17 protein-coding genes are annotated in these 18,062 nt (G+C 70.6%); 8 read left to right on the top strand and 9 right to left on the bottom strand.

The annotated features are described in order from the left end of the window. Positions 1-72: 72 nt before the first annotated feature. Positions 73-1,545 carry an HtaA domain-containing protein gene (locus OHB56_RS12595; RefSeq protein ID WP_406353283.1) on the top strand — a complete coding sequence of 491 codons (1,473 nt, stop codon included), beginning with the start codon at positions 73-75 and terminating at the stop codon, positions 1,543-1,545. Positions 1,546-1,594: 49 nt separating this feature from the next. After that, complete coding sequence (locus tag OHB56_RS12590; RefSeq protein ID WP_406353281.1) at positions 1,595-3,181, top strand: HtaA domain-containing protein; 1,587 nt, start codon at positions 1,595-1,597, stop codon at positions 3,179-3,181. 112 nt (positions 3,182-3,293) lie between these two features. On the opposite strand, the gene OHB56_RS12585 is transcribed toward OHB56_RS12590, so the two are convergent. Next, on the bottom strand, positions 3,294-4,463 hold the full coding sequence (locus OHB56_RS12585; protein WP_406353279.1) for a serine hydrolase domain-containing protein: 1,170 nt from the start codon (positions 4,461-4,463) through the stop codon (positions 3,294-3,296). A gap of 303 nt (positions 4,464-4,766) precedes the next feature. On the opposite strand from OHB56_RS12585, the gene OHB56_RS12580 reads away from it, so the two are divergent. Beyond that, positions 4,767-5,072 (top strand): hypothetical protein, encoded by a 306-nt coding sequence (locus OHB56_RS12580; protein WP_406353277.1) that lies wholly within the window; start codon positions 4,767-4,769, stop codon positions 5,070-5,072. Positions 5,073-5,868: 796 nt separating this feature from the next. On the opposite strand, the gene OHB56_RS12575 is transcribed toward OHB56_RS12580, so the two are convergent. Then, the gene (locus OHB56_RS12575) at positions 5,869-7,632 is read right to left on the bottom strand and encodes a hypothetical protein (protein WP_406359029.1); all 1,764 of its coding nucleotides are present in this window, start codon (positions 7,630-7,632) and stop codon (positions 5,869-5,871) included. 347 nt (positions 7,633-7,979) lie between these two features. Here OHB56_RS12575 and OHB56_RS12570 point away from each other — a divergent pair, with 347 nt between their 5' ends. Further along, the gene (locus OHB56_RS12570; RefSeq protein ID WP_406353275.1) at positions 7,980-8,459 is read left to right on the top strand and encodes a DNA-binding protein; all 480 of its coding nucleotides are present in this window, start codon (positions 7,980-7,982) and stop codon (positions 8,457-8,459) included. Between the two features lie 29 nt (positions 8,460-8,488). On the opposite strand, the gene OHB56_RS12565 is transcribed toward OHB56_RS12570, so the two are convergent. Further along, positions 8,489-8,950, bottom strand: coding sequence for a hypothetical protein (locus OHB56_RS12565; RefSeq protein ID WP_406353273.1), 462 nt, complete (start codon positions 8,948-8,950; stop codon positions 8,489-8,491). A gap of 112 nt (positions 8,951-9,062) precedes the next feature. Next, entirely contained in the window at positions 9,063-9,815 is a 753-nt protein-coding gene (locus OHB56_RS12560) for an SCO4225 family membrane protein (RefSeq protein WP_406353271.1), read from the bottom strand. 164 nt (positions 9,816-9,979) lie between these two features. Between OHB56_RS12560 and OHB56_RS12555 the strand changes: the two genes are divergently transcribed. Continuing rightward, complete coding sequence (locus OHB56_RS12555) at positions 9,980-10,624, top strand: PhzF family phenazine biosynthesis protein (protein ID WP_406353269.1); 645 nt, start codon at positions 9,980-9,982, stop codon at positions 10,622-10,624. Positions 10,625-10,626: 2 nt separating this feature from the next. On the opposite strand, the gene OHB56_RS12550 is transcribed toward OHB56_RS12555, so the two are convergent. Genes OHB56_RS12550 through OHB56_RS12540 form a run of 3 tightly spaced genes read right to left on the bottom strand, consistent with a single transcriptional unit; the run spans position 10,627 to position 11,940 of the window. Further along, entirely contained in the window at positions 10,627-10,824 is a 198-nt protein-coding gene (locus OHB56_RS12550; protein WP_055591856.1) for a DUF397 domain-containing protein, read from the bottom strand. A gap of 31 nt (positions 10,825-10,855) precedes the next feature. After that, on the bottom strand, positions 10,856-11,059 hold the full coding sequence (locus tag OHB56_RS12545) for a DUF397 domain-containing protein (protein WP_055591846.1): 204 nt from the start codon (positions 11,057-11,059) through the stop codon (positions 10,856-10,858). Further along, positions 11,056-11,940, bottom strand: coding sequence for a helix-turn-helix domain-containing protein (locus OHB56_RS12540; RefSeq protein ID WP_406353266.1), 885 nt, complete (start codon positions 11,938-11,940; stop codon positions 11,056-11,058). The genes OHB56_RS12545 and OHB56_RS12540 overlap by 4 nt, the downstream gene beginning before the upstream one ends. A gap of 189 nt (positions 11,941-12,129) precedes the next feature. Here OHB56_RS12540 and OHB56_RS12535 point away from each other — a divergent pair, with 189 nt between their 5' ends. Genes OHB56_RS12535 through OHB56_RS12525 form a run of 3 tightly spaced genes read left to right on the top strand, consistent with a single transcriptional unit; the run spans position 12,130 to position 14,562 of the window. Continuing rightward, positions 12,130-12,753 carry an ATP-binding protein gene (locus OHB56_RS12535; protein ID WP_406353264.1) on the top strand — a complete coding sequence of 208 codons (624 nt, stop codon included), beginning with the start codon at positions 12,130-12,132 and terminating at the stop codon, positions 12,751-12,753. A gap of 44 nt (positions 12,754-12,797) precedes the next feature. Next, complete coding sequence (locus OHB56_RS12530; protein ID WP_406353262.1) at positions 12,798-13,985, top strand: AAA family ATPase; 1,188 nt, start codon at positions 12,798-12,800, stop codon at positions 13,983-13,985. Beyond that, positions 13,975-14,562: a DUF4276 family protein gene (locus tag OHB56_RS12525; protein ID WP_406353260.1), complete on the top strand. Its 588-nt coding sequence runs from the start codon at positions 13,975-13,977 to the stop codon at positions 14,560-14,562. The genes OHB56_RS12530 and OHB56_RS12525 overlap by 11 nt, the downstream gene beginning before the upstream one ends. Before the next feature lie 163 nt (positions 14,563-14,725). Here OHB56_RS12525 and OHB56_RS12520 read toward each other — a convergent pair whose 3' ends face one another. Together OHB56_RS12520 and OHB56_RS12515 are read right to left on the bottom strand one after the other, a co-directional pair. Next, complete coding sequence (locus tag OHB56_RS12520; RefSeq protein WP_406353258.1) at positions 14,726-16,150, bottom strand: sugar porter family MFS transporter; 1,425 nt, start codon at positions 16,148-16,150, stop codon at positions 14,726-14,728. Positions 16,151-16,723: 573 nt separating this feature from the next. Next, positions 16,724-18,022 (bottom strand): DUF1479 domain-containing protein, encoded by a 1,299-nt coding sequence (locus tag OHB56_RS12515; RefSeq protein ID WP_406353256.1) that lies wholly within the window; start codon positions 18,020-18,022, stop codon positions 16,724-16,726. Positions 18,023-18,062 lie beyond the last annotated feature (40 nt).

Below are 18,062 nucleotides of genomic sequence, written 5' to 3'. Positions count from 1 at the left end.
GATGTTGCCTGCGGTGAAGCTTAGGTTAGCCTTACCTGACTTTCTACTGGCCGTCGCCCCGGAGGATCTGCCATGCCCACCCGCCTGCGTGCTCTCGTGACCGTGCTGTGCGCGGCCGTTCTGGGAGCCCTCCTCCCGGCCGCCACCGCGCACGCCGAGAGCCGCACCGTCCAGGGCGGACGGCTCGACTGGGGCATCAAGTCGTCCTTCCAGAGCTACATCACCGGGCCCGTGGCGAAGGGGAGTTTCTCCCTCACCGGCGGCGCGGCCACCGTCGGCGGCAGCGGCTTCCGCTTCCACTCGGCGACGGGCGGCTACGACGGGGAGACGGGCGGCTTCCGCGCCTCCTTCTCCGGCGGAGTGCGCTTCCTCGGACACGCCACGGAATCAGGGGGCCACCAGCTCGACCTCACCATCAGCTCGCCCACCGTGAGCGTCTCCGGCTCCTCCGGCACGCTCTACGTGGACGTCGTGAGCAAGGCGAGGGGCACCGGGGCGGTCACGACGTCCCGTCAGGTGCCCTTCGCCTCCCTCTCCCTGGGTGGCATCGACATGCGCGGCGGCGGCACCTCCGTCGTGCTCAACAACCTGCCCGCCACCCTCACCTCCCAGGGCGCCCGGTCCTTCGCCGGCTACTACACCGCCGGCACCGCGCTGGACCCGGTCAGCCTCTCGGCGGACGTACAGCAGGCGGCGGCCCGGCCGTCGAGCACGCCGGAGCCGAAGTCGAAGTCGCCCGAGCCCAAGGAGACGTCGAAGAAGAAGCCGGCCGCGAAGGACGGGGCCGAACTGGCCGACGGGGCCGTGGACTGGGGTGTGCGCCGCACCTTCCGCGAGTACGTCACCGGCGACATCGCCAAGGGCAGGTGGACCCTCTCCTCGGGCGCCCTCGACGGCGGTGCCCTCTACCGCTTCCCCGGCGGCGAGGGCACGTTCGAGGACGGGGACCTGACCGCCGCCTTCGACGGCACGGTCCGCTTCACCGGCGAGAACGGCCTCGATCTGCGACTGAGCGCCGTACGCGTCACCGTCGAGGACGACAAGGGCACCCTCTACGCCGATGTGAAGAGCCCGGACCACAGAGGGAAGAAGGTGCCGCTGGTCACCTTCACGGCGAAGGACCTCGAGGCGAAGGACGGCCTGGCCCTCCTGGCCGAGGCACCCGCGAAGCTCACCGCCGACGGCGCCGAGGCGTTCGGCGGGATGTACCCCGAGGGCACCGCGATGGACCCCGTCTCCCTGGCCGTCGCCCTCACCGACGACGCCGCACTCCCCGCACTCCCCGACCTCGGCAGCACCCCGACGCCCGAGGCCGCACCGTCCGAGGCCGCGACCGGCCCGTCCGCCGAGCCCGTCGCGAGCGCGGCGAAGGACGACAACGGCGGCGACCTCCCCACCTTCCCCCTCGCGGCCGGACTCCTGGCGGCGTTCGCCGCAGCCGCCGCGTTCCTCGTCCGCAGGCGCCGTGCACGACCGGCCACGGACACCACCCCGCAGGGGCCTTCTCGGAGCACCTCGCAGGAAACCCCGCAGGACACCCCGTAGGGCACTTCGCAGGACCACCGCCGAACCCACAGCAAGGAGAAGCCCGACCATGCCCGCAAGACGACGCCGCTCCACCGCCATCGCCGCCGCCGTGGCCACGGCCGCCGCCCTCGGCGCCACCGCCCTCACCGGCGCGACCTCCGCCGCCGCGGCCGAAATCCCCCTCACCGGCTACGAGTTGACCTGGGGCATCAAGGAGTCGTACCGCACCTACGTCGCCACCTACGCGAGGGGCACCTTCACCCCCGCGGACGGCGCGAGCCAGGCGGCCGGCAACGGTGCCTTCACCTTCGTCAACGGCACCGGCAGCTACGACTCCACCTCGCACCGGATGGAGATCGGCTTCGAGGGCAGCCTGGCGATCGAGTCCAAGGCCCACGGTTTCGCCCTCACCCTCTCCGACGTCAAGTTCGACAGCTCGGCCGCCGAGATCACCGCGGACGTGACCCGGGGCGGCACGACCGAGGACGACGTCCCGCTCGCGACCGTCACCGTGTCCCGCTCGATGACGGACATGGCCACCGAGCTGACCGAGAAGGCCGGCGAGGTCTTCGGCAGCGCGAGCTACGCGGGCGCGGCCGGCGACCCGCTCACGGTCGTCCAGAAGACCAAGCCGACCCCTACGGAGCCGGAGCCCACCGAACCCGAGCCGACCGACCCGGGGCCCACGGACGAGCCCACCTCGCCGGAGCCCACGAAGGAGCCGACGAAGGAGCCGACGGACGGGCCGTCGTCCCCGTCGCAGTCCCCGTCCCCGTCCCCGTCGCAGTCGTCACCCTCCTCGTCGTCCCCGTCCCCGTCGGCGTCCACCACCTCCGACGCCCCCGCTCCCGCGCCCGCCAAGGGCGAGATAGCCGACGGCACCCTCGGTTGGGGCGTGAAGGAATCCTTCCGTTCGTACGTGGTGGGCCCGGTCGCCAAGGGCAAGGTCACCGCGTCCGCCGGCGCGTCCCAGGCTTCCGGCAACGGCGCCTTCACCTTCACCGACGCGTCCGGCACCTACGACACGGACGCCGGCACCCTCAACGCCTCCTTCGAGGGCGCGGTGAACTTCAAGGGCCATGAGGAGAGCGCCGGCGAGTACGGCCTCGACCTCACCCTGACCGACCTGAAGGCGACCCTCGACGGCGGCACGGGCAAGCTGTCCGCCGACGTCGACAGCCTCGGTGAGAAGTCCGAGGACGTGGTCCTGGCCACCCTCAAGGCGAAGTCGTCCGCGCTGACAGCCAAGGACGACGTCATCACCGTCGACGACGTCGCCGCGACCCTCACCGAGGCCGGCGCGAAGGCCTTCGGCGACTTCTACACCGCCGGCACCGCCCTCGACCCCGTCGACCTGTCGGTCGCCCTGAGCGACGACGCCGACCTCCCGGGCGGTACGGGAGGCACGGGCGGCGGCGGTACCGGCGGCACGGGCACCTCCGGCGGCACGGGCGGTACCGGTGGCACCACGGGGGGCACGGGCGGCGTCATCGGCTCGACGACCGGTTCCACCACGGGCGGCCTGAACGGCGCCCTGGCCAGCACCGGTTCGGACACCCCGGTCGCGGCCGTCGGCGGCGCGGCGGCAGCGGCGATCGCCGCGGGCGCGGCCGTGGTCTTCGCCCTCCGCCGACGCAGCTCGACGACGGAGTGACCTGAGCCAGGGACGTGACAGCGTGATCAGGAAGGGTGCTCCCTTCGGCAGAGGGGGCACCCTTCGTGCGTGGAGCCGCGGACGTGGCCCGGCGAATCTCTGCCTCAGGCCACTAGCGGTTGAAGGCGGGCAGGGCGAACCGGGCGATGAGCGGGAAGCCGTCCTCCCGGGCACTCTTGGCGTTCACCGAGTACACCACCGTCCGGGACAGGTCCCGGGTCGCGGCCAGCACCGTGTGGTAGCCGGGCCGGGACCCCGTCTTGCCCCAGATCTCCGTTCCGTTGTGCACGAAGCGCTCCAAGGCCATGCCGTAGGACGCGCCCTCGACGTCCGGGACGACGAACATCTGGTCCAGCAGCGGCTGCGGCACCACCCGGCCCCGGAACAGGGCCACCAGGAACCTCTCCAGGTCGGCGGTGGTGGAGATCATGTTCCCGGCGGCCCAGCGGTCGGACATGTTCCACTCCGTCACATCGGTGGTCCGGCCGCCGATGTCCGTGTAGGCCCGGTGGTGCGGGCCGTGGACACGCGGGTCCGCCCCTGCGGGGAAGCCGGTGTGCCGCATGCCCAGCGGGCGGAAGATCCTTATGTCCGCCTGGTGTTCGTACCGGTCGCCCGTCACCTTCTCGATCAGCAGGCCGAGCACGGTGTAGTCGATGTTCTGGTACTTCTGCCGCTCCCCGGGCGCGGACGCCGGCCCCTTCGCGACCGCCGTGGCCACCACCCGCTCCGGGCTGAGGGTCCGGAACCGGTTCGGGTACATCTCCTCGGTGGTCGAGCCGAGGTTCGCGCCGGGCTGCAGGCCGCTGGTGAACGTGAGTAGGTGCCGTACGGTCGGCGGCTCGGTGAAGGAGTCCGGCAGCAGGCCGGGCAGATACCGGGTGAGGGGCGCGTTGAGCTCGACCTTTCCCTCCGCGACGAGTTGGAGCACCAGCGCCGCGGTGACCACCTTGGTCGTCGACCCGGCCCGGAACCGCGCGTTCTCCAGAGCCGGGGCCCCGGTCCGCAGGTCCCGCACCCCGGCGGTCCCCGTCCACCTGCCCTTGCCGCCGACCCGGACGAGGGCGGCCGAGACGTCCCCGTCAGGGAGTCCGGTGAGGGCCTTCTCCAGGGCGGCGGTGTCGGGACCGTCGTCGGCCGGGGCGTCCCCGGCCACCGGCACGGCGCCGGGCGCCGCACCGACGGGCTGGGCGGCGCCGGCCGCTCCGGCGAGCGGGCCGAGAACCAGAGCGGCCAACAGGGCGGAGGCGACAGCGGTGCGGGCACGAGTACGGGCAGTCATGGGCGGACTCCGTCTTTCCAGAAGGTGGCGCTTCGGATGGACCCCATCCTGGTGATCACGCACGCCCTCCAGATCCTGCACACAGAGGAGTCCAACCCCCCATATTTTGGGGCCAGTTATCGGGGTGACCCTTAGGTCGTGTCCGGCGGCGGCCTCCGTCACGAGGCGGTCGGCCGCGCGGCCGGTCGTGGAGCCCGGCGAGTGCCGGTGGTCGTGTCGCATTCGTCGATGCCCCGCGAACTGAGTCTGTTCGGGGCCAGGTTGGGACTTCTCAGGATGACGACCGAGGCCCATGATGGCGGGGTGGCTGTCAGCGAGGACCTGCTCTGGGACGCGACGGACAAGGACATACGGATTGTTCCGCGGCTACGGCGCACGGCGGTGACGGCCGGCTGTCTCGGCTTTTTCGGTCTGCTGCTGTGGGGGGAGTCCGACGTCAGGTGGGCGGTTTGTGCGCCTGCGGCCTACGTACTCGTGGAGATCGCGCACTGGTCGTGGGACCGGGGGCGCCTGGTCGAGGCACGGATCGTCGTCGGCGAGGCCGGCGGTCGTGCCAGGCTCCGCCTCCGGCATGCCGGAGGACGGATCACGGAACACGACCGTTCCTGAGGACTGAGCAGAAGTGGGCCCTCTCAGCCGTACGCCTCGAACGGTCTTGGGCGCACTGGTCCCCGGCGTACTCAGCCCCGAGTCGGCGACACGCATCCGGTGCGTGGTCCGGTCTCGGGAGGCCGGTTCCCTCACGACCTGGCCATAGTGGGTGTGGCCAGGGGCGACGGGGAGGCCCCGAACCATCACACCGGTGGAGTGGGGGCCCCGCACGCCGGCGCCATACCCGGCGTCCCAGATCGCACGCTCACGCTAGCCCGGCCGGCCCAGGGCATCACAGGCTCGCGAACGAACCATCACACGATCGAGCTAACGCGGCCTCGTGCGCACTCCCCGGCGAGCAGCTACCAACCCCCACCAAGTGGCCCGGGTCCTCATCGTCTACGACAACGTCGACGACTCGGCGAAACTTCGTCTGCGCTTGCGGGGGAAGCGGCTCTTCTTCGGGCGTCCGTGTCGCACCCCGGTGCTCACGACGTGGCGGGAGACGTGTCCGAGAGCCTATGTCAACGGTAGGAAAGCCCAATGGGGCATGCCGGGGGTCCCTGATTAGCGCGGACTCTCCCGTCTCCTGACGTGAGGGGGATGTCGGGGTCGGGCCGACTCCATGGGCCGTGGGGGTCCGACGAGTACGGAGTGAAACCGACTTGAGTCGTTCTTGCCTCGTGGTGGTGCGCGTGGTGCGTGTGGTGGCCGGTGGAGCGACCGCCGTCGGCTGATCAACGGGGTTCTCCACCGGGTGCGGACCGGCGTGCAGGGGCGAGAGCTGACGCCCGGTCACCGGCCTGCGGCCCGGTCAGAGCAGAAGCAGCACCGCCACGCCCCACAGCACCGACAGGGCCACCAGCGGCGGCCCGACCGGCACGCCCTGCCGCCCCGTCGGCGCCTCCTCCAGCGGCCGCAGCTCCGGGCGGAGCAGCAGCACCTGCAACTCCTTGACGGCGCGCCCCGCATGCGGCTCGCGGCCCAAGCGGTGCTCCAGCCACGCCCAGCCGGTGGGGGAGAGCTCGACGGGGGAGTCCTTGGCCCGGCCGACGCGGATGCCGTCATCGGAGTGCCGCACGGACGTGATCACGTTCCACGGGACCCGCCGCACGCGCCACGCCCCGGTCACCCACAGCCCGTCACGGTCGGCGGTGATCCGCCAGGTGAGCGCCGTCGCCACGGCCGTCACCAGCCACGGCAGACCCACGGCCAGCCACAACCAGGTCCACGACGGCCCCTCGTCGAGCGTGACCCAGATGCCGCCGCCCTGCACCAGCAGCAGGCCGAGGCCCACCGCACGCGAGAAGCCGTGCGCCGTCCACACCCGCGGGCCCGCCGTGGGCGTCATGCCGGCGGTGATCTCGTCGACGGACCGCCGCGGGTTCATCCGCTTACGGCGCTGCGGCCCGAGCTCCACCAACCGCGGGACGGCCGGCTTCACCGCGGTGACGCTGCACTCCACCGACACCTCGGCGTCGTCCGCGTCGTCGCGCGCGACGAAGGCGACTTCGGCACCGATGTGGGGGACGCCGTACAGGACGGCCTCCCGCAGTGGCTGGGGAGGGTCCTCGCCCCGGAGAATCTCCGTGACCTTGCCGAGTTCGACGACGGCTGCGGGACCGTCGCCTGCGTCGAGGCCGTCCCCGTCCTCGTCCCCGTCCTCGTCCTCGTCCCCGTCCTCGTCCCCGTCCTCGTCCCCGTCCTCGAAGGCGTACAGAGAGTGAAAGTGCAGGATCGGCCGAAGGCCCTCCGGATCGTCGGCCGCGAACACCCAGGTGCGGCCGTCGTCCTGACCCTCGCGCACCAGCACGTGCAGCACCGGTAGCGGTCCGCGCCGCAGCCGCTGCGAACGTGTCCGCCCGTCCACGCCGTTCGCGAGGAACGCCAGCCCCGCGACGGAGCCGACCAGCACCAGCAGTTCCCAGCCGAAGGCGTCGTACGGCTCCGCGACCAGCGCCGCCCAGTCGCCGTCCACGACGATGTCGACCCGGCTGTCCACGGGGAAGTCCTCGGGGAAGGCCGTCTCGAAGCGATAGGTACGCCCGTCGGCCTCCACCTTGAGGATGCCGATGCCGTCGTCGTCCTCTTTCAGGGCCGTGACCCGTCCGGACAGGTGTGTGGCGCCCGCGGCCCGTTCCTCGTACGCGTCGACGACCTGCTGGGTCTGCCAGTAGCCGAACCCGGCGACGGCCAGCAGCAGCGCGGCCAGGGCGAAGGAGAACCGGCCCCGGCGGAACGTCCGCGCGGCGGCGGGCAGCGGTTGTGCGGCCGGCCCGGCCGCCTCCAGGGCCAGCGCCCGCTGCCGCACGGAGACGGCCAGCCGGTGGACGAGCCCGGCGGCGGTGAACGCGGCGGCCATGAGGAACGCGAGCGCGGACGGTTCGCCGAGCGCCGCCGTGAAGCCGCCGTCCACGGCGAACCCCGCCAGCGTGGCCGCGAGCCCCGCGAGCGCGAGCCGCGGCTGCCGCCACACCCAGTACAGGGTCAGCACCAGCACGACGGCTGTCCCGAGGCCCAGCCAGTCGGCGGCGCACGGGTCGGCGGACGTGCAGGGGGCGACGGGAGCCGCCTCCATGTCCCAGATCAGCGAGGCGACCAACGCCAGCAGCGCCCACAGAGGGTGTGCCCACCGGGCGGACGCGGCGGCGAGCCAGCGCTGGGCGTCGGGAGTCCGCCAGTCGGCGGTGCCGGGCGGTATGTGTTCGGCGGGCAATGGCACAGGCTGTCTGGTCACCCGCGCATTATGGCCAACCACGCGCGATGTCCGGACGGTTGGGACCCGCCCGGCGGATCATGCGTCTCTCCCGGTGTGCGTTGTCGCCGTGCACGTGGGGCGGGGAGACCTCGGGTGCGCGACTGTATTGAACGAGTTGTTCAAAACAATTGGTTGACGTGTAACTGTTGATGTCGCAGCCTTGTCCCATGACGCCGACTCCCGAACAGCACCCCGCCCCCCACCCCGACTCCGCCCTCGCCCCAGACCCCTTCGCGCCTCCGCGGCCGGAGCAGGCGCGGGCGCAGCGCGTCCACGCGTCCCTGTTCCGTATCGCCGAGCGGCACGCGGCCACCGACGAGCAGCGCCGCCGGCAGGTCCACCCTGCGGTCCTGGGCCCGCACGAGGCCGTCCGGTTGGTGTCGTTCCTGCTCAGCGGGGCCGCGCAGCGTGAGGACGGCGAACCGGAGGTGGACCGGGCCGACATCACCGCCGCGTTGAGTCTCGTCCCGCTGGTGCGCGGAGAGATGGACGAACTGGAGACCGGGCTTCTCCAGATGGCCCGTGGCCGCGGCATGACCTGGCAGGACATCGCCTTCGGCCTCGGCCTGGGCACCCCGCAAGCCGCCAGACAACGCTACGAACGCCTGTCCGACCGCACCACAGTCGCCGAGGAGGGTCCGGAGTAAAGGAGTCCGGTCAGGCGGTCATCGTGCACTCAGCACCATTCCGACTGCGCGCGGTCCGCGACGATCTCCACATGGAGAACGCCCTTGGCCGGGCTCTCCAGATAGAGGTATGCGGTCGTTCCGTCCACCGGCTTGGTGAAGCACTTCGGCACCTTCTCGCCGTCGGCCGTGGTGCGAGGCCGCCAACTGTCGGCCCGAGCTGCCTCCCGGTAGTGCCGCAGGGCCGTCTTCGGTGAACCGGCGTACCGGTACTGCGTCCCCGCGGTCACGAAGAGATCGTCGTCGTCGCACCCCTGGTAGCGGCTCGCCCGGTCGGCCCCTTCCGGCGCTGTGCCCAGTATCGCCTCGCCGGCCATCGCCTCGGCGAGCCGGTCCTCTTCCTCACCACAGCCGTAGACGGTCAGGAAGTACACCGCGGGCAACCCCACCAGCAGCAGTCCTGCAACGGCCACGACGGCAGTTGCAAGGGTTCCCGCCCCAATTCTCTTCATGGCGCCGGACGTTAGCGCATTCACCCCGAAGACCTACCGCATCACCCGCCCTGCCGTCGGAGGGCTCCAGGCCGACCTGCCCGGAGCCCGCGATGCCAAGTAAGCGGAGACATCAGGCAGCCGGGCGCGCTTCTCGCATCCGCAGCGCGCGGGTGAGCCGGCCGAGCAGTACGGCGTTGAACACTCCGGACAGGGCCGCGCCGGCGGAGAAGAGCAGCGGGCTCAGCCAGGGGAGGGAGAAGGCCCACTCGGCGGGGGACGTCACCAGGAGGACGACGATGCTGAGCGGCGCCGTGGTCATGATCGGCCAGATCCCGGCGAACCCCGGGTCCGGCAGCAGATACGCGGCCACGAGGAAGAACACCAGCGACGCCGCGACCACGGCGAGATACCCACGCGCGAGCCAGTTGTCCACCGCGGGCGCCAGCAGAGCCCGGATCCTGCGCGAACGAGGGCTCGCGGAACGCGCCGTGTTCCGGGCTCCTCGTTCCGAGGAGCCCGGAACACGGGAAAGGGGCGCACGGGAGCCGGGCGAGGCGGCGTTCGCGGATCTCGTGAGGAGGGCGCCGAGTACGGCGGCGTTCACGAAGGCGCACAGAAGGAGCCACACCACCCAGAAGCCGAGGGCCGACACCTCGGCCGCCCCGTCGATTTCGAGGCCCGGAGCGAGGGGCAGGAACGTGGCCAGGTAGGAGAGAGGTGCCGTGAGCAGCATGGGATCAGGGGCGAAGCCGCTCTCCGGGAAGAGGAGAATGGCCACGACGGAGAGGGCGAAGACGGCCAGATAGCCCCTGGCGAGCCAGTTGCCCGTGGCGAGTGCGAGGAGCCGGTGCGGGAGTCTGCGCGGGCGGGAGTTGTTCGGCATCGCGGGTTCCTTGAGGTCGGTCCAAGACTGTCGTTCTCAACGGTGGACCGGGAAGCCCGTGCGGGGATGAGTACACGTACTCATCCCCGCTGGGGAGTATCGGCACCCCCTGACAGAGCGGCCTCTTCGTCCCGAAGTGACGTGTGGGCTGCTTGAATGCCCCCGTGAGTGATTACGACGTGGTGCGCGTCTTCTGCGGCCCCCGGGGCGGGTACGGCAACGAACTCGGCGTCGTCCGTGAGGGTTCCTTCATGCCCGAGCGGAGCGAGCGGCAGCTGTTCGCGGAGAAGCTCGGCTTCAGCGAGACCGTGTTCGTCGACGACCCCGAGCGCGGGGTGATCGACATCTACACCCCCACCCTGCGCCTGCCCTTCGCCGGCCACCCCTGCGTCGGCGCGGCCTGGCTGCTCGACGTCCCCGAGCTGGTCACGCCCGCCGGGACGGTGGGCGCCCGGCAGGACGGGGAGTTCTGCTGGATCGAGGCGCGCGCGGAGTGGGTGCCGCCGCGCACTCTGCGCCAGTACGCCACCGCCGCCGAGGTCGACGACCTGGCCATCCCGGCGAAGGGGGAGTGGATCTACGCCTGGGCCTGGGAGGACGAGCCCGCCGGACGGGTCCGCGCCCGCGCCTTCCCCGGCCGCGACGACGGCATCGACGAGGACGAGGCGACCGGCGCCGCCGCCCTGCTTCTCACCGACCGGCTGGGACGCGCCCTCAACATCACCCAGGGCACCGGCTCCCAGATCCTCACGGCACCCCAGCCGTACGGATGGACCGAGATCGGGGGCCGGGTGGTCCTGGAACGCTGACGTCAGCCCAGGTGCGTGAGAAAGACACGCCAGGCGTCGCGCCCGAACACGATCACCGGCCCGGCCGGGTCCTTGCTGTCGCGCACGGGGGCGAGAGCGGGGACGCCGTGGGCGAGTTCAAGGCAGTCACCCTGCCCACCGCTGTGGCTGCTCCTGCGCCATATCGCTGCGTCGGCGGTGACGGTGACCGGATGACTCATGGCCTGCATTCCACTCCTTGCCCGGGCGGATTCAGCCCAGGTGTGTGACGAAGGCCTGCCAGGCGGCACGGCTGAAGGGAATGATCGGGCCACTGAGGTTCTTGCTGTCGCGGACAGGGGCGAGGGTGGGGACACCGTGGGCGAGTTCAAGGCATTCGTTGTTGCCGCCGCTGTAGCTGCTGCTACGCCACTTCGCGCCTGACAGATCCGGCGTGCCATGGCGTGCGGTGTTCATGCCCTGTGCTCCTTGGCTCTGCGTCGGATGACCGTGCGGGATTCCACGGGGGAGAGCGCAGAAGTACGGGCTGCGTCGAACAACTCCTGATAGCGGCCGACTTCGGCCTCTCGCTCCAGCCACATCGAGCCGGTGGGATTGTCCGCCAGCACCACGTCCAGCGCAGCTTCCTCGGGGAAGCCCAGTACTACGTATGGCCCGAACATACTCGCATGGGCTCCGCGGGAGAACGGCAGGACCTGGATGGTTACATTGGGCCGCTCGGATGCGATCAGGAGCTGTTCCAACTGTGCGGACATCACCTTTGGCCCCCCAACCTGCTGAAGAAGTACGGCTTCGGACAGCACCGCCCAGAGCTGGAGCGGCGAGTCACTGATGAGGCGTTCCTGACGGGCGAGACGCACCTGGACGAACTGTTCGATCTCGTCCGCCGTTTGCCACTGATGCGAGGCGACGGTCACCGCGCGGATGTATTCAGGGGTCTGCAACAGGCCCGGCACCAGTTGCGCTTGGAAGGTGCGGATGGTTCCGGCCATGGCTTCCAGCGCGATGTAGTCGCGGTAGGTGTCGGCCAGCACTGATCCGTACTGGTTCCACCACCCCTGCCTGCGACGGCGATTGGCTTTGCGGGCGAGCAGGCTGAGCCTGTCGCGCAGTTCGGCGTCCGCAGCCCCGTACGCGAGCAGCATCGCGGTCAGGTCGGGGATGCGAACAGTCACCCGGCCGTTCTCGATACGGCTGATTTTCCCCTTGGTGCAGTCGAGCGCCTCGGCCGCTTGCGTGGTGGTGAGTGCGGCGGCCTCACGCAGTCGACGTAGTTCATCGCCGAGTTGGCGTCCGAGGACAGTCGAGGGGCTGGAGGCAGTGGCGTTTGCAGACATGGCAACAGCTCTAGCAGCGGGATGGCTGGGATGTGCGGGACTTAACTCGAAAGGCGGAACATTGAGTGCATCTCTACTGGAAACGTTGCTAGTCCACGTGGTGCGCCTTCAGGCTGTCGGTGCGCACAGTCCCAGCGGAACTTGCGCCACGCGGATTTCGCCGCTGACGCCGAGTCCTGAGGAGCCCCCATGACCTCATCGAACGACATCACCTTCCGCCTCTCCCGCAGTCGCAGCAGCGTGCCCCGTGCGAGGGCGCTGCTCCATGCGGTGCTCGGCGGGTGGGGTGTCGCCCAAGAGGTTTTGGACGACGCCGAGTTGGTGCTCTCCGAGCTGGTGACCAACGCGCTGCGCGTGCCGGTGCCGAGTGATCGGCAGATCGGGGTGCGGATTGCGCGCTCCGCCGCCGAAGGCTTACTGCGGCTGGAGGTGAGCGACGCCGGGGGAGGCCGGCCCGAGGTCCGGGAGCCGGGTGAGGACGAAACCGGCGGGCGGGGGCTGCTGCTCGTGGCGGCCCTCGCGCATCGCTGGGGCTGTGAGGAGCGTGCCGCCGGTATCGGGAAGACGGTGTTCGCGGAGCTGAAAGCCCCGGACATCGTGGCCGAGCCGGCGATGCGCGAGGTGGCGGCGGTGATGGTTCGGACCGGGCAGACGGTGCGGGTACGGGGCGAGTGGCGGACCGTGCGCGCCGTGCGGAGCGACCAGTACGCGGCCGGCGGTCCCGCCGTGGTGCTGGAACTGGACGACGGCCCGTCACTGCGGGTGCACGCGGCCGAACCGTTGGCCGTACGGACGGGCGAGTGCTCCGGATAATGTGGCGCCATGTGTATGCGGCCGTGCCGAGAGGAGGTGACAGCGTGATCACGCGGATCGAGATCGACGGGTACAAGTCGTTCGACGACTTCGCCCTCGACCTGCCGCCGTTCACTGTTCTGGTGGGAGCCAACGCCTCGGGCAAGTCCAATCTGCTGGAGGCGGTGGACCTGCTGGGCCAGTTGATCCGAGAGCCGACGAGTCAGACGCTCGTCGACCACGCTCGCAGGGGAGGACCGAAGGAACTGTTCCGGCGTGGTCCGGACGGTGTACCGGTCGGAGCCATGCGGATCGCAGCCCATGTACTCGTGCACGGCTACGCCGGGTACTGCCACCTCAGGGTCGAAGCGCGGGTCACGTACGCGGACCCGCCGGATCCCCTGCGTGTCGACACCGACGTCCTGAACGTCCACGATCACTACGGGTATGACCCGGATCGGATCCCGCCCCCGCTTCCGGACCTGAATCTCGGCGAGACCGGCCAGCTGCACTGCACCGAGGTGCCTGTACAGGACGCCGCGTACCGCAGAGAGCTGGCCGAGACTTCCGGGAACTGGCGGATCCTCGAACCCTCGCCCAAGGCGATGCGCGTCGTCTCCTCCACCTACGACACCGCGCCTCTCGCAGAGGACGGAAAGAATCTTGGCGCCGTTCTCGGGCGGATCGCCCGGGGTCCCGAGGCCTGGTACGACTTCCGTGCCGACGCCGTGGCGTTGCTCCCCGATCTCGTGGACATCGCGGTGGCGGCCAACGCGGAGTGGGGTCAGTGGGACGTCTGGCTTCAGCACCGGCACGAGCACCGCGTGCCTCCTGGCGCGGCGTCGGCGGGCACCCTGCGCATCCTGGCTCTGCTCGCCGCCGCTCACGATCCCGCCCACGAAGGGCTCCTTTTGATCGAGGAACCCGAGAACGGTCTCCATCCCACCCGGGTTCCGCAATTGCTGTCCCGGCTGAAGGCCAGGACCAGCGATCCCGCGACGCTCACCTCCGGTGACGGAAGGCAGATCGTGATCACCACACACTCGCCGGTCGCGCTCGCCGCCGCTCTGGAGGACGCCCCGGACTCGGTGGTGTTCCTGGACACGGTGACCCGGTTCGGTGACGGACTCCCGCCGCGCCGGCTGACCCGGGCGCGGAAGGTGGCCGACAGCGGCGAGCGCGGGACGTTCGTTACCCCCCTCGAGGTACGGAAGTACCTCGATCCCACAGGGCGGTACGCGCGTGGGGCGTAGGTATCTCAGTCTTGCTCTCCTCACCGAGGGGGCCAGTGACCAGTGGTTCCTTGTGCCCCTCATCGACCGGCAGATCGCCGAACTCGCCCTTGAAACGCCGGTCGGCTTCGATTACTCGGGAGTGGACGTCGGAGAGTGCTTCACCGTGGCACACCGGGACCTGGTGGTGTGCGAAGTGACCGATCTGCTCTGCTACTACGACATCGTGATGATCCACCACGACCACAATGAGCGGGGCAAGGTGGACGCCATCCGTGACCGCTTCCCCGACGACGCTCATCGGATCGTAGCCCTGGTGCCCGTACGGGAGACCGAGGCGTGGATGCTGGCGGACCCCGCGGCGCTGAAGGAAGCGGCGCCCGCACGTGATACCGCGTGGGAGGTGCCGCACGACGTGGAGAAGGCCGCCGACCCGAAGGCCGTGCTGAGAACGGCCTTGGGTGGGCGGCGTGACGCGGAACGGGACTTCGGGCGGCTGGGGCAGGCGGTCGCGCTCGAGGCCCTGCGCAAGGTTCCCGCGTACCGGGCCTGGACCGCTGAGCTTCGCAGGGCCATGGAGCGATTGCGCTTCCTGTGATTCCGGCAGGAGTCATGTCGACGGGGGAACTCCTTGCCCAGGGGGCGCGGAAGACATCAGGGTTCGGGGCGGCGAAGGCCTTCAAGCGGCCGGGCGTACTTCTGGCGTTCTCCGGAACTTCCGTGCAGGGACGAGTGGTTGCACTCATCCCTGCACGGGACGCTCAGCCCATCTCCTCCAGCGTCCTGCCCTTGGTCTCCGGCACCCACTTGAGGATGAACGGGACCGCCAGGGTGGCGAAGATCGCGTAGATCACGTACGACCCGGACAGGTTCCACTCCGACATGGCCGGAAACGTCGCGGTGACCAGCCAGTTGGCGATCCACTGCGCGCAGGCGGCGACGCCGAGTGCGGCCGCGCGGATACGGCTGGGGAACATCTCGCCGAGCAGCACCCAGACCGCCACGCCCAGGGACATGGCGAAGAAGAGGACGAAGGTGTGGGCGGCGACCAGCGCGACGGCGGCCTGGGTGTCGGGCAGCGAGATGTCGTCGCCGGTTCCGGTCTTGTGGGAGAAGGCCCAGGCGACGGCCGCGAGGGAGACCGCCATGCCGGCGGAACCGGTCACGGCCAGCGGCTTGCGGCCGACCCGGTCGATGAGCACCATCGCGATCACCGTGCCGACGATGTTGATGACCGACGTGGTGAACGAGTAGAAGAACGAGCTCGACGGGTCGATGCCCACCGACTGCCACAGCGAGGAGCTGTAGTAGAAGATCACGTTGATGCCGACGAACTGCTGGAAGACCGACAGTCCGATGCCGACCCAGACGATCGGCAGCAGGCCGAAGCGGCCGCGGAGGTCCCTGAACCGCGGTGCGTCGTCGCTGCGCACGGACCGTTCGATCTCGGCCACCCGGGCATCGAGGTCGACCTGCTCGCCTTCGAGCCGGCGCAGCACGTCCTTGGCCTCGCCGGTCCTGCCGACCGAGATCAGGTAGCGCGGCGACTCCGGGATGCGCAGTGCCAGCAGACCGTAGACCACGGCGGGAACGGCCGCGATGCCGAGCATGACCTGCCACGCCTCCAGCCCCAGCAGGCTGCCGCGCTGATCCCCGTCCGCGAGGGTGAGCACCATCCAGTTGACCAGCTGGGAGACCGCGATGCCCAGGACGACGGCGGCCTGCTGGAAGGAGACGAGCCGGCCGCGGTACGCGGTGGGCGCGACCTCGGCGATGTACGTCGGGCCGATCACGGACGCCATGCCGATGGCCGCGCCGCCCACGATGCGCCAGAAGGACAGGTCCCACGCCGTGAACGGCAGCATCGAGCCGACACTGCTGGCCAGGAAGAGCAGGGCGGCCAGCTGCATCACCCGGAGGCGGCCGACGCGGTCGGCGAGCCGTCCCGCGAGCATGGCGCCGGCGGCCGCGCCGAGCAGGGCGACGGCGATGACGGCGCCGAGCGTGGCGGCGCCGACGTCGAACCGTCCCCTGATGCCCTCGACGGCGCCGTTGATCACGGCGCTGTCGTAGCCGAAGAGGAAGCCGCCCATGGCGGCGGACGCCGCGATGAAGACGACGTGACGCAGCCGGTCCGGCCGGGCCGAGAGGCCTCCGGCGGCAGGCTGTTGTGCTGTGCTGGTCACCTGCGAACTCCTGTGGTGTGTGCCCTTGCCGTCTGCCTCGGGCGGGGAGCAAGGGCAGCGGGCGCCGCGGCAGGTGCACGCACACTGCGGAGGGCGGGGCCCGGGGAGGAAGAAGAGGGGGAGGGGGAGCCTGGTGCCCGGCTTCCGGACAGGCTGTGCGGGGCACTGCCCGAGACGGGGCGAGACGGGGCGAGCAGGGGCGAGCCGGCTCGGCGGGTGGCCGTTTCGGCCCGTGGGCAAGCCGGTCGGGTGGTCGACCGGGGGTGAGCGGTCGTTCCCGTGCCGGTCGGCGGATGAGTGGTCGTGTCCGCGTCATTCAGGGGAGCGGGGCTGTCCGGCGGCTGCGTGAAGGTCTTCCGCGCTGCCGTGAACGGACCGGAGCGGAGGTGGTGCGCGGGACGCGACGGCTGCCCTCGGGGAGGGCGCCCGGCCCCGGCGCCGTCCGGGTGAGGACTGCGCTGCGGGGCGCCGGGTGCCCTCCCCGTCCGTGTCACGCCGGGTGATGCGGCGTCATGCCGGGGGATGTCGGCCGAGAGGTTTCGGTGTCGACCCGGTGCACGGGGGGTGGGTCCGTCAGGCGAGGTCCAGGCCGCGTCGGCCCGTCTCGTTCAGCCGGTCGAGGTCGAAGCGGCCGGTCCAGGTGCGCTCGTAGTGCTCCTCGGGGAAGTCACTGGGGCTGGAGCCGGTCAGGAAGGCCTCGCGGACCTTCGCCGCGTACTCCTCGTTGCGGGGGCACCAGGGGGCGGCGGGGATGTACATGACGTTGCCCCAGCCCTTCTGGTCGGTGATCGGCGCGACGCTGTGGATCATGTCGCAGTGCCACCAGACGGAGTCGCCCGCCTTGACGTCGGGGATGCCGGTGAGGGCTTCCATGAGGAGCGGGTGCCACTTCTCGTTGGCGGGGAAGACCTGGTTGGTGGTCACGCCGCACATGTCGTCGTCCGCGACGTCCGCGAGCAGCGGCCGCAGCATGAGGTACGCCATGGCCTCGGGGATCGGCACGGTGTGCAGGACGCCCTGGTCGTGGTCCATGTCCGACAGGGCGGTCCAGCCCTGGAAGGTGCGGAAGGCCGAGCACATGGTGGAGCCGGGGTACTGGGGTCCGGCCGTGCGGTGTGCGGCGTCCCAGGGGTCGTACTCCTCGATGCTGCCGTCGAACAGGTGGCGGAACGCCTGCTGGTAGGCCCGCGTCAGCCACAGGTCGAGGGTGCCGGGGTCGAGGTGGGTGCCGAGCCCGCCCGAGTCGGCGCCCGGAGGACGGCGGCGGATGCGGTCGGGGTAGAGCGCGTCGCGGTTCGGGTCGAACCACTGCACGCCCTCGGACTCGTGCTTCCACAGGGAGTTGAGGAAGGACTGGACGGTGGCCATCCGGTCGCTCTGGCGGGCCTCCATCTGGGCCTGCGACCAGTAGACGGGGTAGATCTCCGGCTTGGAGCCGACGCTGCCGAAGAAGTCGTCGCCGGGGCCCCGGTAGTTCTCGAAGAACTCGTTGCGCTCCACGTAGTCCACGATCGAGGCGTCCCAGGCGAGGGCCTGGTCGCGCTCGAAGTGGCCGCGGACGATGAGGCAGCCGCGGCGGCGGAGCTTGTCGAGCTGCTCCGGGGTGACGGTGCCGTTCGCGATGTCCGCGTAGTCGATGACCGGCCACACGCTCTCGCCGCGCTCCTTGTCCGCCTGGATCTCGGCCAGCCGGGCGCGGACGCGCTCCTCGACGACGGCGAAGACCTCCTCGACGGTGCGTCCGGAGGACTCGATGCGGGCGCGCAGCGCGGGCTTGATCTCGCGGATGGCAGCGGCGAGGTCGTCGGGGACGGTCTCCCAGTGCGGCAGGGCGGGGAGACCGGCCTGCTGGGTACCAGTTGCGAGCGTCATTGCTCGGCTCCTTTGGTCAGGACTCCTTACTAGATGGTCA

Origin of the sequence: Streptomyces sp. NBC_01635 (genome assembly GCF_045209715.1) — a bacterium.
Lineage (GTDB): Bacteria > Actinomycetota > Actinomycetes > Streptomycetales > Streptomycetaceae > Streptomyces > Streptomyces hirsutus.
This window is presented reverse-complemented; position numbering and strand designations above follow the sequence as displayed.

Excerpts from the sequence above, each read along its gene's own strand:
- OHB56_RS12545 (WP_055591846.1), bottom strand. The coding sequence starts at position 11,059 with ATGAACACCGCACGCCATGGCACGCCGGATCTGTCAGGCGCGAAGTGG.
- OHB56_RS12515 (WP_406353256.1), bottom strand. The coding sequence starts at position 18,022 with ATGACGCTCGCAACTGGTACCCAGCAGGCCGGTCTCCCCGCCCTGCCG.
- OHB56_RS12540 (WP_406353266.1), bottom strand. The coding sequence starts at position 11,940 with ATGTCTGCAAACGCCACTGCCTCCAGCCCCTCGACTGTCCTCGGACGC.
- OHB56_RS12585 (WP_406353279.1), bottom strand. The coding sequence starts at position 4,463 with ATGACTGCCCGTACTCGTGCCCGCACCGCTGTCGCCTCCGCCCTGTTG.
- OHB56_RS12570 (WP_406353275.1), top strand. The coding sequence starts at position 7,980 with ATGACGCCGACTCCCGAACAGCACCCCGCCCCCCACCCCGACTCCGCC.
- OHB56_RS12575 (WP_406359029.1), bottom strand. The coding sequence starts at position 7,632 with ATGGAGGCGGCTCCCGTCGCCCCCTGCACGTCCGCCGACCCGTGCGCC.
- OHB56_RS12550 (WP_055591856.1), bottom strand. The coding sequence starts at position 10,824 with ATGAGTCATCCGGTCACCGTCACCGCCGACGCAGCGATATGGCGCAGG.
- OHB56_RS12560 (WP_406353271.1), bottom strand. The coding sequence starts at position 9,815 with ATGCCGAACAACTCCCGCCCGCGCAGACTCCCGCACCGGCTCCTCGCA.
- OHB56_RS12595 (WP_406353283.1), top strand. The coding sequence starts at position 73 with ATGCCCACCCGCCTGCGTGCTCTCGTGACCGTGCTGTGCGCGGCCGTT.
- OHB56_RS12565 (WP_406353273.1), bottom strand. The coding sequence starts at position 8,950 with ATGAAGAGAATTGGGGCGGGAACCCTTGCAACTGCCGTCGTGGCCGTT.
- OHB56_RS12535 (WP_406353264.1), top strand. The coding sequence starts at position 12,130 with ATGACCTCATCGAACGACATCACCTTCCGCCTCTCCCGCAGTCGCAGC.
- OHB56_RS12590 (WP_406353281.1), top strand. The coding sequence starts at position 1,595 with ATGCCCGCAAGACGACGCCGCTCCACCGCCATCGCCGCCGCCGTGGCC.